The sequence below is a fragment of the Geobacillus sp. YF-1 genome (assembly GCF_052692335.1).
In genome coordinates, this window is the sequence record NZ_CP199850.1 from 1,569,679 (window position 1) to 1,583,466 (window position 13,788).

The following is a 13,788-nucleotide window of genomic DNA, read 5'->3' on the forward strand; positions in this document are numbered from 1 at the left end:
AAGAAAGGATGGTTTCTTGATGTTAACGTTAAAAGACATTGAACAAGCGAGGGCGAAAATGAAAGGTATCGTTCACGAAACGCCCTTGGAGCATTCGCAAACGTTCAGCCGGCTGTCCGGCAATGAGGTATACATGAAGCTGGAAAATTTGCAAAAGACCGGTTCGTTTAAAGTGCGGGGGTCGTTCAACAAAATCATGTCGCTGACCGATGAAGAGCGGGCGCGCGGCGTCATCGCCGCCTCGGCCGGCAACCACGCTCAAGGGGTAGCCTATGCGAGCAGCATGCTCCATATTCCGTGCACGATCGTCATGCCAAAAGGGGCGCCGCTCAGCAAAATCGAAGCGACGAAAAGCTATGGGGCGGAAGTGGTTTTGCATGGCGATGTGTTCGATGAATCGCTTGAGTATGCGCTCGAGCTGCAGCGCAAGCGGGGCATGACGTTTGTTCATCCGTTTGACGATTTGGCCGTCATCGCCGGCCAAGGAACGATCGGCTTAGAGTTGATTGAGCAGCTGCCTGATGTGGATGTTGTCCTTTGTCCGGTCGGCGGCGGCGGATTGCTTGCGGGGCTGGCGTTTACGTTAAAACAGCTGAAGCCGTCAATTGACGTGTACGGCGTCGAGTCGTCGGCTTGCCCGGGCATGACGGCGGCCATCCGCCATAAACAGCCGGTCGCCATCGCCGCCTCCGATACGATCGCTGATGGCATCGCGGTGAAAAAGCCAGGCAATCTTACGTACCAATATATCGAACAATACGTCGATGGGGTCGTTTGCGTGGAAGAGGCGGAAATTTCACGGACGATGCTTTACTTGTTGGAACGGAACAAGCTGCTTGTCGAAGGTTCGGCCGCTTGCCCGTTGGCGGCATTGTTGTATCAAAAGCTGCCGTTTCGCGGCAACGTCGATGTAACGCTGATTTCCCGCATCATTGAGCGGGGGCTGGTCGAAGCCGGGCGATTCGTTACGTTTACAACGGTCATCTCCGACAAGCCCGGCCAGTTGAACAAACTGCTGCGCATTATTGCGGAGCTCGAGGCGAACGTTATGTCCATTCATCATCAGCGCATCGGCGCCAAAGTGCTGCCGGGTCAGGCGGAAATTCACTTTTCGCTCGAGACGAAAAACGAAGACCATATTCAGCAAATTTACCAAGTGCTGTTGAAAGAAGGATATGATGTGCAATTTTCCCGTTGAATCGGCCGCGCGAAGATCGTGCGCCCCCTTTGTTCGAACGGGCGGTTGTGCCTGAAACCGTCCCGAGCAGGCGCTAAAGCGTCTCCGCTAGGGCGGCTGCCCCGGTCAGATGATGCCGTCTGTACCGAGGGACAGCCGCTTTTTCAATGCACGCCCGGCACATGTTGCGGCCGCGTCGCGCCGAGGCCTTCGCTGGCCATTTTCGCTTTCAAGCTTTCGAATACGTACAAACCAAACATTCCAAGCAGCTCTTCATCGCTCATCTCATTGATCAGCTTGAGCACATGGCGGCGGTCAAGCTCGTCTAAAATCGACATCGCCACCGCTTCGGCGTCTTCTTCATCTCCGGTCAGCCGGTCTTTGTAATAGTCGTACAGATCGTCGATCAACTTCATACGCATGCCCGCCCCTGCTTGTGAAGGGCGGACTTCCTCCTTTTCTTCGCAGTTGGCCGAGGCTGGCCGTGTTTTTGGCCATTGACAACGGATATATGCTATCGTACCATGGAAAACATATCATTCGAAAGGCGGGGGAGCGTCATGATTCGTCGGTTAACGAAGGAAGACCATGAGCCAGTGTTTTTATTTTTACAGCAAGACCCGTCGTTCAACTTGTTTATTATCGGCGATATTGAGTCATTCGGCTATGACGCCGATTTTCAGGATGTCTGGGGGCAGTTTGACGTCAACGGCTCGCTGAAGGCGGTGCTGCTCCGTTATTACGATTCCTACATTCTGTACGCGCCTGGCGATTTTGATGCCGATGGCTTTGCTCGTCTCATCCGCGAGACGGCCGGCCCGTCTTTGTCCATTCAGCTGTCCGGCAAAGAGGAAGTTGCTAGGCAATTCGAAGGGCGGCTGCCGCTTGGGACGAAGCGAACGCTTTACTTTTGCGAGTGCCGGACGGATGAATACGCCCGCCAAGAAAACGGGGCGTTCGCCGTCAAGAAAGCCGGATTGGCCGATGTCGACCGGATTCTCGACTTGCGGGGCCGCATTGCCGAATTTGAGACGAGGCCGTCATCCCGCGATATGCTGGTGAAAGGGATGGAAACGAATTCAGCGAGAACGTATTATATTGAACAAGATGGCAAGATGGTGGCGGCGGCATCGACAACGGCGGAAAATTCGCTGTCGGCGATGATCGTCGGCGTCTGCACCGATCCGGAACATCGAGGAAAAGGGTACGCGAGCGCCATCGTGGCGAAGCTCGTTTGCGATTTGTTTGCTGAAGGGAAGATGCCGTGCCTGTTTTACGACAATCCAGCCGCCGGGCGCATTTACCACCGCCTTGGGTTTCGCGATATCGGGCTGTGGGCGATGTACCGCTAGCAACGAAAAGCGGAAGCTCCGCCGGCTTGCTTCTGCGCAGAAGCAAGCCAGCGTTTATTGTCCGTCTGCGCCGTTCGGCGTGCCGCGGCGGATGTGCTGATCGCCGCGCTCCCGCATCGCTTTCGCCTTGTCGTTGACGAGCTGTTTTTGGTCAACGATGGAAGAAGGTGTTTGTTTTTTGTTCGCCATATGGAATCACCCCAATGGAGACGATTTAGCGCGCTGAATGAACATATCCGCATCTTCGATCAGCCCGCAGACGCCGCATTGGACGCGGTAGCTCGGGCCGCGGTACGGGAGATGGAACGGTTCGAGCGCTTCGTTTGTGTATTCGTGCTCAATATCGCCGGTGTGCGGGTCGAGCTTGACCGCCCGCGGGTGTTGCTCGATGAGGTGAAAGCGCGTCCGGTTCGTTTTGCAGTTTGGACATAGCATCGGTTCCAAGCGAAACCACCTCCGGTTTTATCTTTTGGAAAAACGGTCGTGATTATGTACGAAGCGGCCGCTTTCTTTTCGCTTGTGCGGCTAGAAGGCTGGTGAAAAACGGTTGTTTCTGTTGAGCAATGGGGGACCATTTGAAAGGAGATCCTAAGGCGACAAGGCTTTTCTATTGGAGAAACGGGCTTGGTAAGCGGCTCGCTCCCTTCAATCACCGGTCTCCTAGAAGAGGCACCTTGCCCGATGCGGAGGCGGCGAAAGACGCTTCGCTTTTGGGCGCCGAACGATTTTTGCTGACAATGACAGCAGTTTGAACGAACGATATTAGGCGGGCGCTCCGCCAGTCGAACGATTTTTGTTGACAATGACAGCCCGAGTCGAGTATCTTAGTAAACAAGAAGAAGATTTTGCTTTTTCCGAAATGTTTTACAGCTCAGACGAAGGAGACTGTTATGGCAGAGAAACCGCTTCGAGACCGCATTATCGACACCGCGCTTCATTTGTTTGAAAAGTACGGCTACCACGGCGTGACGGTCGATCGCATCGTTGCCGAAAGTGACACGTCCAAAGGCGGATTTTACCATAATTTCAAATCAAAAGACGAGCTGCTTTATCACATTCATGACGTCTTTATTACGTATGCGCTGACTAAAGCGCAGGAGGCGTATGAAAGCTGTTCAACGCCGACCGAGCGCTTGTACGCCATCGTTCAGTCATTTGTAAAAGTCTTTCATTTATATAAACCACATATTACCGTCTTTTATCAGGAAAGCACGTACTTAAAACCGGAATACGCCGAACCGATCAATGAAAAGCGCGAAGAATTTAAACAAATTATTTTTCGCGTCATCCGCGAGGGGATTGAAGCCGGGGAATTTCGTCCGGAACTGTCGGTGGAAATTGCCGGCATGTCGATCATCGGCATGGTCAACTGGACGTACAAATGGTACAATCCGGACGGTCCGCTGTCGATTGAGGAGATCGCGGCGTATTTCGCTGACTTCATTTTGCATGCGGTGCTCCGCACACCGCAGAACCCAACAGCGGCGCGGTTTTTGTTGCCGCCCGCCGCGGAATAATCCGCGCACCGCTTACAGACCAACTAGTCGGTTTTGAAAGCGTTTTTTTCGCTACAGTGCTTGCGGCTACGCCGTTCGGACAAAACCGACTAGTCGGTTTAAACTTATAGAACACTTTTATGGGGGAGAGGGACAAGATGGATTTTTCATTAACGAAAGAGCAACAAATGATTAAAGAAATGGTTCGCGATTTTGCCGAGAAGGAAATTGCCCCATACGCGGCGAAATGGGATGAAGAGGCGCATTTTCCGCTGCATGTGTTCCGCAAGATGGGCGAGCTCGGGCTGTTGGGCCTGCCGTTTCCGGAAGAATACGGCGGCGCCGGGGGCGATACGATTTCATACGCCATCGCCGTTGAGGAAATCGGCCGCGCCTGCGGCGGCACCGGGCTAAGCTACGCGGCCGCTGTGTCGCTTGGGGCGAGTCCGATTTATTACTTTGGAACAGAGGAGCAGAAACAAACGTGGCTCGTGCCGATGGCCAAAGGAGAGACGCTTGGTGCTTTTGGGCTCACGGAGCCAAACGCCGGGTCCGACGCTGGCGGCACGCGCACAACGGCGGTGCTCGACGGCGATGAATATGTCATCAACGGCGAAAAATGCTGGATCACGAACGCCCAATACGCGCGGCAAGTCATTGTCACCGCTGTGACAGGCAAAGATGCGCGCGGCAAAAACATCATCACCGCTCTCATCGTGCCAACGGACTCCCCAGGATTTACAATCCGTTCGAATTACGACAAAATGGGCGTGCGCGCGTCCAATACGTGCGAGCTTGTTTTCGAGAACGTCCGCGTGCCGAAAGAAAACGTCTTAGGCGACCCGCAAAAAGGGTTTAACCAGTTTTTGTACACGCTTGATGGCGGCCGCATTTCGATCGCCGCTTTAGCCGTCGGCATCGCGCAAGCGGCGTTTGAGAAAGCGCTTCAATATGCGAAAGAACGCATTCAGTTTGGCCAGCCGATTTCCAAGTTTCAAGCGATTCAGTTTAAGCTCGCTGACATGGCGATGGAAATTGAGCTTGCCCGCAATATGGTGTACAAGGCGGCTTGGTTGAAAGATCAAGGGAAACCGTTTACAAAAGAAGCGTCGTTCGCCAAGCTGTTCGCGTCGGAAATGGGGTTTCGCGTCTGCAATCAGGCGATCCAAATTCACGGCGGCTATGGTTACATGAAAGAGTACGGCGTTGAACGCCATTTGCGGGATATCAAGCTCATGGAAATCGGCGAAGGCACATCGGAAATTCAACGGCTCGTCATCGCTCGCCAACTCGGATGCTAAAAGCGGAACGATGCGCATATCCATAACAGTGAATTCGGACAAAGGGGAGGAGAAGGCCGATGTTGACGGTGACGGTGGGGAAATTGTTGGAAGAGAGGGCCAGGCAATATGCGGATCGCGAGGCGGTCGTGTACGCCGACCGCAACTTGCGTCTGACGTATCAACAGTTGAACGACTATTGCCGCCTCGTCGCGCGCGGGTTGATGCGGCTTGGCATCGAAAAAGGGGAGCATGTCGCCATTTGGGCGACGAACGTTCCGGAATGGATCGCCTGCCAGTTTGCGACCGGGAAAATGGGGGCGGTGTTGGTGACGGTCAATACGAACTACCGCGCGGCCGAGCTTGAGTATTTGCTTCGCCAGTCCGATTCGACGACGCTCTTTTTGATTGAGCAATATCGCGACTCGTCGTATATCGATATTTTATATGAAATCGTTCCCGAATTGCGCACGTCGGTGCCCGGACAGCTGCAATCGAAACGGCTGCCGAAGCTGAAAAACGTGGTTTTTCTTGGCGACAAACGGTACCCGGGCATGTTTACATGGAACGACATCTTGGCGATGGCGCACGACGTGTCAGAAGAAGAGCTCGATGAACGGTTAGAGAGCCTTGATCCGCACGATGTGATCAACATGCAATACACGTCCGGGACGACCGGATTCCCGAAAGGGGTCATGTTGACGCATTACAACATTGTCAACAACGCTCACCAAGTCGCGCAATGCATGGGACTTGGCGAAGGCGACCGCCTTTGCATCCCCGTGCCGTTTTTCCACTGCTTCGGCTGCGTGATGAGCACGTTGGCTTGCGTGACGGTCGGGGCGACGATGGTGCCGGTTGTCGAGTTTCATCCGAAGCGGGTGCTCGAGACGGTGGCGGCGGAACGGTGCACGGCGCTCCATGGCGTGCCGACAATGTTTATCGCCGAACTGAACGACCCGGATTTCGACCAATACGATTTGTCATCGCTGCGCACCGGCATTATGGCCGGCTCCCCTTGCCCGGTCGAAGTGATGAAGGCGGTCATCGAAAAAATGGGGATGACAGACATTACGATCGCCTACGGACAGACGGAAGCGTCGCCGGTCGTCACGCAAACGCGCACCGACGATCCGCTTGAGCTGCGCGTTGAAACGGTCGGCCGCGCCTTGCCGGGCGTGGAAGTGAAAATCGTCGAGCCGGGCACGAACAAGGAAGTGCCGCGCGGCGTGCAAGGGGAGCTGTGCACGCGCGGTTATCATGTCATGAAAGGATATTACAACAACCCGGAAGCGACCAACGAAGCGATCGACGAAGATGGCTGGCTGCATACTGGCGATTTGGCGACGATGGATGAGAACGGTTACTGCCGCATCACCGGCCGGCTGAAAGATATGATCATCCGCGGCGGGGAGAACATTTATCCGCGCGAAATCGAGGAGTTTTTGTACAAACACCCGAAAATTTTGGACGTTCAAGTCGTCGGCGTGCCCGATGAAGTGTACGGCGAAGAAGTGATGGCGTGGATCATCTTAAAGGATGGTGAAACAGCGACAGCCGAGGAAATTCGCGAGTTTTGCCGCGGCAACATCTCTCGCCATAAAATCCCGCGCTACATCGAATTTACCGACTCATACCCGATGACAGCGTCCGGGAAAATTCAAAAATTCAAGCTGCGAGAAATGGCGAAACAGCGCCTCGGCTTGACGACGTAACTCGCCGCGCCGGGCGGACGAAACCGCCCGGCGGCATTCTCAGTTTTCGTGAAAGGGTGAGACCATGTTTTCGAAAGTGTTGATTGCCAATCGCGGCGAAATTGCCGTCCGCGTCATCCGCACGTGCCAAAAGCTCGGCATCCGAACGGTCGCCGTCTACTCGGAAGCGGACGCCGATTCGCTCCACGTCAAGCTGGCGGATGAGGCGTATTTGATCGGCAAGCCGCGCGTGGCGGAAAGCTATTTAAATATCGAAAAAATCATTGAGGTTGCCAAAGCGGCGAAAGCGGAGGCGATCCATCCCGGCTACGGGCTGCTCTCGGAAAACCCGGCGTTCGCCCGCCGCTGCGAGGAAGAAGGAATCGTCTTCATCGGCCCGAAGGCGGACGTCATTGCGGCGATGGGCAGCAAAATCGAAGCGCGGCGGACGATGGAAAAAGCCGGCGTCCCGATCGTTCCAGGCGTCACGTTTGCGTTGGACAGCCCCGATGCGGCGGCGGAGGCGGCGGCTTCGATTGGATATCCGGTCATGCTGAAGGCATCAGCCGGGGGCGGCGGCATCGGCATGCACATCGCCCGCGACGAAGCGGAGCTGCGCCAAGCGTTTGAAGGGAGCCAAAAACGGGCCGCTTCGTTTTTCGGCGACGGGACGATGTACATTGAAAAATATATTGAACGCCCGCGCCATATTGAAATTCAGCTGCTCGCCGATTCCTACGGGAACTGCGTCTACTTATGGGAGCGCGAATGCTCGATCCAGCGCCGCCACCAAAAAGTGGTGGAGGAAGCGCCGTCGCCGTTTTTGGATGAAGAAACGCGGCGGAAGATGGGCGAAGCTGCCGTCCGGGCGGCGCGTTATATCGGCTATGCGAACGCCGGCACGATGGAATTTTTGGTCGACGAACAAAAACACTTTTATTTTCTTGAAATGAACACCCGGCTGCAAGTCGAGCACCCGGTGACGGAAGAAATCACCGGCATCGACATCGTCGAAGAGCAGCTGCGCATCGCCGCTGGCGAACCGCTCCGCTATCAGCAGGAAGACATTCGCCGCGACGGGCACGCCATTGAAGTGCGCATTTATGCTGAGGATCCGAACACGTTTTACCCGTCGCCCGGCCGCATTACGGCGTTTTCGGCTCCGCAGGGCGAATGGATTCGTCATGAAACAGCGGTTCAAAGCGGCATCACGGTCACGCCGTTTTACGACCCGATGATCGCGAAGTTGATTGCGAAAGGCCCGGATCGACAAACGGCGATTGAACGCTTGCTCGGCGCGCTTCGCGACTATCGGGTCGAAGGGATTAAAACGAACATTCCGCTGCTGGAAGCCGTATTGTCCCATCCGGCGTTCCGTGCCGGGGAAACGACGACCGATTTTCTCGCCAACTATTGGCAGCCAACGAAAACAAAATGAAGCAGAAACGGAGGAAGAAACGATGAAGCAAGTTGCCGCCACGATGGCCGGAAGCGTCTGGAAGATTGTCGTTGCCGTCGGTGACCGCGTCGAAGAAGGGCAAGATGTCGTCATTTTGGAATCAATGAAAATGGAAATTCCAGTTGCCGCTGAGACGTCCGGCGTTGTGAAGCACATTCATGTGCAAGAAGGAGATTTTGTGAACGAAGGCGACGTGCTCGTTGAGATCGAGTAGGGAAGCAGACGGTTCCGCCAACAGGTAGCGTCTAACGCTGAACGAACACTCCACGCCGACCTCATTGAGCATCGAGGGGGATGGGGAGAGCCGGATTCGCCCTTGACTAACACCCGCCAACGATAGGGGAAGGGGACCGTTTGGCACGGTCAACGACAAAACGGCGGAGACGAAGCGAAAAGGGGGAGCAGCGCATGAGCCGATGGCCGGCGAAGGTGACGATCAAAGAAGTCGGCCCGCGCGACGGCCTGCAAAACGAAGCAGCGCCGATCGCCACCGCCGATAAAATCGCTTGGATCAACCTATTGTCAGAAACGGGGCTGTCGTACATTGAGGTGACTTCCTTCGTCCATCCGAAATGGATTCCGCAGCTCGCCGATGCTGCCGAAGTCGCAGCCGGCATTCGCCGCAAAGACGGCGTCACGTATGCGGCGCTCGTCCCGAACGAAAAGGGGCTTGAGCGGGCGCTTGGCGCCGGGGTGGATGAAGTCGGCGTCTTCATGTCAGCGAGCGAAACGCACAACGAAAAAAACATTAACAAAACGATCGCCGCCACGTTTCCGGTGCTTGAAGCGGTTGTGAAGACGGCAAAACAAGCCGGAAAAACGGTGCGCGGCTACGTCTCGACCGTGTTTGGCTGCCCGTATGAAGGGGCGGTCCCCGTCGATCAAGTGCTCACGGTCGCCGACCGGCTGCTGGCGATGGGGGTTGACGAACTGTCGCTTGGCGATACGATCGGCGTGGCGACGCCCAAACAAGTTGAAGACGTGCTTGCCGAGGTGCTCCGTCGTTTTCCGGCGGATCGGATCGCGATGCATTTCCATGACACGAGAGGGACGGCGCTCGCCAATATTGTAGTGTCGATGGAAATGGGAATTACGACGTTTGACAGCTCGCTCGGCGGCCTCGGCGGCTGCCCGTACGCCCCAGGGGCATCGGGAAACGTCGCCACTGATGATTTAGTGTATATGCTTCATGGCATGGGAATTGACACCGGCATCGATGTCGAGCGGCTGACGAAAGCGGCTTTGTTTATCCGCGACAAAATCGGTCGCCCGCTTCCGAGCCGCTATTTGCAAACGGTTCGATCATAGGGGGGAAACACGTGGGCACACTTGTATCGTTTGAAACACAAGAGCATGGCATCGCCGTTGTGACCTTAAACCGTCCGGAAGCGGCCAACGCGCTGTCCAGAGCGCTTCTGTTCGAGCTTGGCGCGCTCTTTCAGGAGATCAAATTTCGGAAAGACGTGCGCGTTGTCCTGCTGACCGGAGCCGGAGACAAAGTATTTTGCGCCGGCGCTGATTTGAAAGAGCGGGCGGGGATGAATGAAACGGAAGTGCGGCAAACCGTTGCCTTGATCAGCAAAACGATCAACGAGGTGGAGAAAGTGCCGCAGCCGGTCATCGCCGTTTTAAACGGCTCGGCGTTTGGCGGCGGGTTGGAGCTTGCCTTGGCTTGTGACATCCGGTTGGCTGCCGATGACATCCAGCTTGGGCTGACGGAAACGTCGCTCGGCATCATTCCGGGGGCGGGGGGAACGCAGCGGCTCCCACGCCTTGTTGGCATTGGAAAGGCGAAAGAATTGATTTTTGCCGCCAAGCGCATCACCGCCAAAGAGGCGGAGCGCATCGGCCTTGTCGAATACGCCGTGCCGCGCGCCGAGCTGATGGAGCGGGCGCTTGAATTGGCCCGGCAAATCGCCGAAAACGCGCCGATTGCCGTCCGGCAGGCGAAACGGGCGATCCAAAGCGTATTTAACGTTGATTTGGAGACCGGTCTTGCCATTGAACAGCTCGCCTATGAGGCGACCATTCCGACGAAAGACCGGTTGGAAGGGTTGCAGGCGTTTAAAGAAAAGCGGAAGCCGGTGTACAAAGGCGAGTAAACCCGCTTAGACAAGGAGGGGAGACGGAAGCCGCACAACGCGCTTGCGCCGACCCGGCTTTTCGCGGGGATCCGAAACGACATCCAACCTTGTTCCGGACGAACACGCGGGATGGAACAGCCAGATCCATCAAAACAAGGAGGGGAAACAACGAGATGAAGGAAACAGCTAACCAACCCAGCACGCTCGCCGCGGAGCTGGAGAAAAGAGCGGCGGAGATCAAGAAAGGCGGGGCGCCAAAATATCATGAAAAAAATGCGGCCCAAGGGAAATTGTTTGTCCGCGAGCGGCTGAATTTGCTGCTTGATCACGGCTTGGAAATGGAAGACGGATTGTTTGCCAACTGTTTGGCGGGCGATTTGCCGGCGGACGGGGTGGTGACCGGCATCGGCAAAATCAACGGCCGCACGGTCTGCGTGATGGCGAACGATTCGACCGTCAAAGCCGGCTCGTGGGGAGCGCGCACGGTCGAAAAAATTATTCGCATCCAAGAGACGGCGGAAAAGCTGCGTTGTCCGCTCATTTATTTGGTCGACTCGGCCGGCGCCCGCATTACCGACCAGCTGGAAATGTTCCCCGGCCGGCGCGGGGCGGGGCGCATTTTTTACAATGAGGTGAAGCTGTCCGGCAAAGTGCCGCAAGTGTGCCTGCTGTTCGGTCCATCAGCCGCCGGCGGCGCCTATATTCCCGCGTTTTGCGATATCGTCATCATGGTGGAAGGCAATGCCTCGATGTACTTAGGCTCGCCGCGGATGGCGGAAATGGTGATCGGGGAAAAAGTGACGCTCGAAGAGATGGGCGGCGCCCGCATGCATTGCACCGTTTCTGGCTGCGGCGACGTGCTCGTGAAAACGGAAGAAGAAGCGATCGCCTATGCGCGCCGTTACTTGTCGTATTTTCCATCCAATTACAGCGAAAAGCCGCCAGTGGTCGAGGCCAAGCCGCCGAAATCATTTGATAAAACGATCGAAGACATTTTGCCAGAAAATCAAAATGCGCCGTTCAACATGTATGATTTGATTGAGCGGATCATTGACGAAGGATCGTTTTGTGAAATCAAAAAACTGTTTGCGCCGGAAATCATTACCGGACTGGCGCGCCTTGCCGGCCAGCCGATCGGCATCATTGCCAACCAGCCGCGCGTCAAAGGCGGCGTGTTGTTCCACGATTCGGCTGATAAAGCGGCGAAATTCATCACGCTTTGCGACGCGTTCCATATCCCGCTTTTGTTTTTGGCCGACGTCCCTGGCTTTATGATCGGCACGAAAGTCGAGCGGGCCGGCATTATCCGCCATGGGGCGAAAATGATCGCCGCCATGTCGGAAGCGACGGTGCCGAAAATCTCGGTCATCGTCCGCAAAGCGTACGGGGCCGGACTGTACGCCATGGCCGGGCCGGCGTTTGAACCGGACTGCTGTTTGGCGCTTCCGAATGCGCAAATCGCCGTCATGGGGCCGGAAGCGGCCGTCAACGCCGTTTACGCCAACAAAATCGCCGAGCTGCCGCCAGAAGAGCGGACAGCATTTGTCGAACAAAAACGCGAGGAATACCGGCGCGATATCGACATTTATCGGCTCGCTTCCGAGCTCGTCGTCGATGGAATCGTGGCGCCGAACGAGTTGCGCAACGAGCTGATTCGTCGATTTGAAGCCTATAGGTCCAAGTATATGGTCTTTTCTGAGCGGAAGCACGGGGTGTATCCTGTTTGAAAAAATGGATGGTTGTCCCTCTTGCCAACGGAAAGAACATCGTGTATGATAAGAATCACCAATCCGCTGCTGCGTTGTGCGTTGTAGAATGAAGTTTCAACCGATGGCAATAAAAAGGGAGTTCTACATCGGAGCGGGAATGTCACGCCTCAATATTCGTGATGGAGGACGACAGGAACGCTTCTGCGAACACCCACTTGGTGGAGCGTGGTTGAGAAACTGCATTCAGCCGACGGCAACCGCGGCGCGGATTCTGCCAGCGACAGACAAAGGCGTCCCAAACGGGGGCGCTTTTTTCTTTGCGCCGCAGGGTGATGAGTTGAAAAAAATCGGGAACAATATAGTTGCTTTTTCCGTTTTTCGTGCTATAATCATATTTCGTGTAGAAATAATTCGTATTGAAACTATTTGGGGGATGAACGAAAGGAGGGAAGCGATGGAAGGAACAAGCCGTAACTTGATGTACGCGGTGTTTCGGACGCAAAAGGCGCTGTATCGCCTCATTCGTGAAGACGCCGCCCGCGTCGGGATTACGGAAGTGCAACTGGTCGTGCTGTACACGCTGATGAAAAAGGAACACATCCGCCTTCACGATTTGGCGGAAAAGCTCAATTTAAGCAACAGCAATGTGAGCGGCACGGTTGACCGGCTCGTCGGCGCCGGCCTTGTTGTTCGCGAGCCGTCGAAACAAGATCGGCGCGCGGTCATTTTGAGCTTGACGGAAAAAGGGAAAGAAATTGTCGCCTTGGCGTTTGGCGAGCAGTCGGTGCTGCGCCGGCGGCTTCGCCTCGTCGAAGAACGGGTTTCAGAGGAAGAAATCGCACAATTTTTGCAGCTGCATGAGAAAATCAAAACGATTTTGCTTGAGGAGGAATGAACGTTGAACGTCAGACGTTTGCTCGTATTCAATATCATTGTGCTCATTTTGCTTGTCGGTGGAGGATTTGCCGCCTATTATTATGTCAATGAAACGACCAACTACATTAAAACGGACAACGCCCGCATTGACGGCCAAGTGATCTCGGTTGCTGCGCCGCTGTCCGGAAAGCTGACATCTTGGCGGGGAGAGACAGGAAAAACGTTTTCTGCCGGGGAAGAAATCGGTGCGGTGTCTGACGGGAAAATGACGGTGCCAGTGACCGTGCCGCATCGGATGACGATCGCCCAGCAAAGCGCGATCAAAGACTCGTTTGTCGCCGCGGGGACGCCGCTCGTTCGCGGGTTTGATTTGAACGATTTGTGGGTGACGGCGAATATTGAAGAGACGGATATTGAAGATGTGAAAGTCGGGCAAGACGTCGATATTTATGTGGACGCCTATCCGGATCGCAAGTTCAGCGGCAAAGTCGAAAAAATCGGAACCGCGACAGCGAATACGTTCAGCCTGCTGCCAAGCTCGAACGCAACCGGCAACTACACGAAAGTAACTCAAGTCATTCCGGTGACGATTTCCATTGACAACTATAGCGGATCCGGACTTGTGCCGGGCATGAACGTCACCGTCCGCATTCATAAGTAG

General features: G+C 55.3%; 15 protein-coding genes and 1 other RNA gene. 13 read left to right on the forward strand and 3 right to left on the reverse strand.

The features are described 5' to 3' along the window. Window positions 1–19: 19 nt before the first annotated feature. Window positions 20–1,198, forward strand: a complete 1,179-nt coding sequence (gene ilvA / locus ACTVIM_RS07885; protein WP_445614176.1) for a threonine ammonia-lyase — start codon at window positions 20–22, stop codon at window positions 1,196–1,198. Between the two features lie 143 nt (window positions 1,199–1,341). On the opposite strand, the gene ACTVIM_RS07890 is transcribed toward ilvA, so the two are convergent. Then, window positions 1,342–1,599: a DUF6154 family protein gene (locus tag ACTVIM_RS07890; protein ID WP_033019935.1), complete on the reverse strand. Its 258-nt coding sequence runs from the start codon at window positions 1,597–1,599 to the stop codon at window positions 1,342–1,344. Window positions 1,600–1,737: 138 nt separating this feature from the next. Between ACTVIM_RS07890 and ACTVIM_RS07895 the strand changes: the two genes are divergently transcribed. Beyond that, complete coding sequence (locus tag ACTVIM_RS07895; RefSeq protein ID WP_445614177.1) at window positions 1,738–2,529, forward strand: GNAT family N-acetyltransferase; 792 nt, start codon at window positions 1,738–1,740, stop codon at window positions 2,527–2,529. A gap of 54 nt (window positions 2,530–2,583) precedes the next feature. Here ACTVIM_RS07895 and ACTVIM_RS07900 read toward each other — a convergent pair whose 3' ends face one another. Further along, on the reverse strand, window positions 2,584–2,718 hold the full coding sequence (locus ACTVIM_RS07900; RefSeq protein WP_268746086.1) for a hypothetical protein: 135 nt from the start codon (window positions 2,716–2,718) through the stop codon (window positions 2,584–2,586). 6 nt (window positions 2,719–2,724) lie between these two features. Then, entirely contained in the window at window positions 2,725–2,973 is a 249-nt protein-coding gene (locus tag ACTVIM_RS07905; protein ID WP_033019930.1) for a hypothetical protein, read from the reverse strand. 446 nt (window positions 2,974–3,419) lie between these two features. Between ACTVIM_RS07905 and ACTVIM_RS07910 the strand changes: the two genes are divergently transcribed. The 11 genes from ACTVIM_RS07910 to ACTVIM_RS07960 all read left to right on the forward strand — a co-directional run bounded on the left by ACTVIM_RS07910 (window position 3,420) and on the right by ACTVIM_RS07960 (window position 13,788). Next, complete coding sequence (locus tag ACTVIM_RS07910) at window positions 3,420–4,046, forward strand: TetR/AcrR family transcriptional regulator (protein ID WP_445614178.1); 627 nt, start codon at window positions 3,420–3,422, stop codon at window positions 4,044–4,046. Between the two features lie 137 nt (window positions 4,047–4,183). After that, entirely contained in the window at window positions 4,184–5,326 is a 1,143-nt protein-coding gene (locus tag ACTVIM_RS07915; protein WP_144974290.1) for an acyl-CoA dehydrogenase, read from the forward strand. 59 nt (window positions 5,327–5,385) lie between these two features. Further along, window positions 5,386–7,020, forward strand: coding sequence for an AMP-binding protein (locus ACTVIM_RS07920; RefSeq protein WP_445614179.1), 1,635 nt, complete (start codon window positions 5,386–5,388; stop codon window positions 7,018–7,020). Window positions 7,021–7,084: 64 nt separating this feature from the next. Then, window positions 7,085–8,437 carry an acetyl-CoA carboxylase biotin carboxylase subunit gene (gene accC, locus ACTVIM_RS07925; protein ID WP_445614180.1) on the forward strand — a complete coding sequence of 451 codons (1,353 nt, stop codon included), beginning with the start codon at window positions 7,085–7,087 and terminating at the stop codon, window positions 8,435–8,437. 22 nt (window positions 8,438–8,459) lie between these two features. Beyond that, complete coding sequence (locus ACTVIM_RS07930; RefSeq protein ID WP_031409738.1) at window positions 8,460–8,672, forward strand: acetyl-CoA carboxylase biotin carboxyl carrier protein subunit; 213 nt, start codon at window positions 8,460–8,462, stop codon at window positions 8,670–8,672. A gap of 194 nt (window positions 8,673–8,866) precedes the next feature. Continuing rightward, window positions 8,867–9,766, forward strand: a complete 900-nt coding sequence (locus ACTVIM_RS07935; protein ID WP_445614181.1) for a hydroxymethylglutaryl-CoA lyase — start codon at window positions 8,867–8,869, stop codon at window positions 9,764–9,766. Window positions 9,767–9,777: 11 nt separating this feature from the next. Then, on the forward strand, window positions 9,778–10,560 hold the full coding sequence (locus ACTVIM_RS07940; RefSeq protein ID WP_445614182.1) for an enoyl-CoA hydratase: 783 nt from the start codon (window positions 9,778–9,780) through the stop codon (window positions 10,558–10,560). Between the two features lie 155 nt (window positions 10,561–10,715). Beyond that, window positions 10,716–12,269 carry an acyl-CoA carboxylase subunit beta gene (locus ACTVIM_RS07945; protein WP_445614183.1) on the forward strand — a complete coding sequence of 518 codons (1,554 nt, stop codon included), beginning with the start codon at window positions 10,716–10,718 and terminating at the stop codon, window positions 12,267–12,269. Window positions 12,270–12,331: 62 nt separating this feature from the next. Continuing rightward, a non-coding RNA gene (ssrS, locus tag ACTVIM_RS07950) (6S RNA) lies at window positions 12,332–12,521 on the forward strand. Window positions 12,522–12,705: 184 nt separating this feature from the next. Next, complete coding sequence (locus ACTVIM_RS07955) at window positions 12,706–13,146, forward strand: MarR family winged helix-turn-helix transcriptional regulator (RefSeq protein ID WP_445614184.1); 441 nt, start codon at window positions 12,706–12,708, stop codon at window positions 13,144–13,146. Window positions 13,147–13,149: 3 nt separating this feature from the next. After that, complete coding sequence (locus ACTVIM_RS07960; RefSeq protein ID WP_445614185.1) at window positions 13,150–13,788, forward strand: efflux RND transporter periplasmic adaptor subunit; 639 nt, start codon at window positions 13,150–13,152, stop codon at window positions 13,786–13,788.

Coding starts and splice junctions, on each gene's coding strand:
- ACTVIM_RS07935 (WP_445614181.1), top strand. CDS start 8,867: ATGAGCCGATGGCCGGCGAAGGTGACGATCAAAGAAGTCGGCCCGCGC.
- ACTVIM_RS07920 (WP_445614179.1), top strand. CDS start 5,386: ATGTTGACGGTGACGGTGGGGAAATTGTTGGAAGAGAGGGCCAGGCAA.
- ACTVIM_RS07945 (WP_445614183.1), top strand. CDS start 10,716: ATGAAGGAAACAGCTAACCAACCCAGCACGCTCGCCGCGGAGCTGGAG.
- accC (WP_445614180.1), top strand. CDS start 7,085: ATGTTTTCGAAAGTGTTGATTGCCAATCGCGGCGAAATTGCCGTCCGC.
- ACTVIM_RS07915 (WP_144974290.1), top strand. CDS start 4,184: ATGGATTTTTCATTAACGAAAGAGCAACAAATGATTAAAGAAATGGTT.
- ACTVIM_RS07900 (WP_268746086.1), bottom strand. CDS start 2,718: ATGGCGAACAAAAAACAAACACCTTCTTCCATCGTTGACCAAAAACAG.
- ACTVIM_RS07895 (WP_445614177.1), top strand. CDS start 1,738: ATGATTCGTCGGTTAACGAAGGAAGACCATGAGCCAGTGTTTTTATTT.
- ACTVIM_RS07890 (WP_033019935.1), bottom strand. CDS start 1,599: ATGCGTATGAAGTTGATCGACGATCTGTACGACTATTACAAAGACCGG.
- ACTVIM_RS07955 (WP_445614184.1), top strand. CDS start 12,706: ATGGAAGGAACAAGCCGTAACTTGATGTACGCGGTGTTTCGGACGCAA.
- ACTVIM_RS07910 (WP_445614178.1), top strand. CDS start 3,420: ATGGCAGAGAAACCGCTTCGAGACCGCATTATCGACACCGCGCTTCAT.
- ACTVIM_RS07930 (WP_031409738.1), top strand. CDS start 8,460: ATGAAGCAAGTTGCCGCCACGATGGCCGGAAGCGTCTGGAAGATTGTC.
- ilvA (WP_445614176.1), top strand. CDS start 20: ATGTTAACGTTAAAAGACATTGAACAAGCGAGGGCGAAAATGAAAGGT.